This window comes from Trinickia terrae (assembly GCF_005144415.1).
Lineage (GTDB): Bacteria > Pseudomonadota > Gammaproteobacteria > Burkholderiales > Burkholderiaceae > Trinickia_A > Trinickia_A terrae.
Genome location: NZ_SWJE01000044.1, coordinates 1 through 1,122 on the forward strand (window position 1 = coordinate 1; position 1,122 = coordinate 1,122).

A 1,122-nucleotide genomic window follows, 5' to 3' on the forward strand; every position below is an offset into this window, starting at 1 on the left:
GCTCCAGTCAGTCGTCCGAAGACCAGACGACGCAACGCGGCTCGACGGTTCAGGCTGGCGGCAGCGCGACGTTCGTCGCGACCGGGGACGGCACGCCGGGCAGCGGCAATGTGACGATTGCCGGCTCCGAGGTGAACGCGAACGATGTTGCGCTGATTGCCAAGAATCAGGTGAATCTGGTCAACACGACGAACACGGATTCGACGCGCAGCGCGAATGCGTCGTCGAGCGCGAGCGTGGGCGTGTCGTTTGGCACGAGCGGGCCCGGTATCTCGGCGTCCATGCAGAACGCGCACGGCGACGGCAATTCGGATGCGGCGATGCAGAACAACACGCACGTCAACGCGATGCACTCGGTGACGATCGTGAGCGGCGGCGATACCAACATCGTCGGTGCGAACGTGAACGCGAATCAGGTGGTGGCCAATATCGGCGGCAACCTGAATCTCGCGAGCGTGCAGGACACGACGGTGAGCACGGCGCACCAGTCGAGCGCGGGGGGCGGCTTCAGCATCAGCGAGGCAGGGGGCGGGGCCAGTTTCAGCGCGCAAAACGGGCACGCGGACGCGAACTACGCGGGCGTGAACGAACAGGCGGGGATTCAGGCGGGTTCGGGCGGCTTCGACATCAATGTGAAGGGCAATACCGACCTGAAGGGGGCGATCATCGCCAGTACGGCGGATGCGTCGCAGAACAGCCTGACGACCGGGACGCTGACGTACAGCGATATCCAGGATCACTCCCACTACAGTGCGGCGAGTAATGGATTCAGCGTGGGCGCGTCGGTAGGCGTGAGCCAGAAGGCTGTGGGGCCAGCGTCGGTCAGTGGTTCGGGTGGTCTGACGCCGATGATCTCGCAGGACGCTAACGGCGACCAAAGCGCGACCACGCGCAGCGCGGTCAGCGTGGGCACGATCAACATCACGAACAGGGCGAACCAGACGCAGGACGTGGCGAGCCTGAGCCGTGACACGGCCAACACCAATGGCACAGTCTCCAAGACGCCGGATGTGCAAAACCTGCTGTCGCAGCAGTCGGACTTGATGAACGCAGCGTCAGCAGCGGGGCAAGTCGTGGCGCAAAGTATCGGTGCTTATGCCGATGCAAAGCAGAAGGAAGCGC

At 64.0% G+C, this 1,122-nt stretch carries 1 protein-coding gene; it reads left to right on the forward strand.

The annotated features are described in order from the left end of the window. Window positions 1-1,122: hemagglutinin repeat-containing protein (locus FAZ69_RS32995; RefSeq protein WP_169708845.1), on the forward strand; the 1,122-nt coding region annotated here is incomplete at both ends.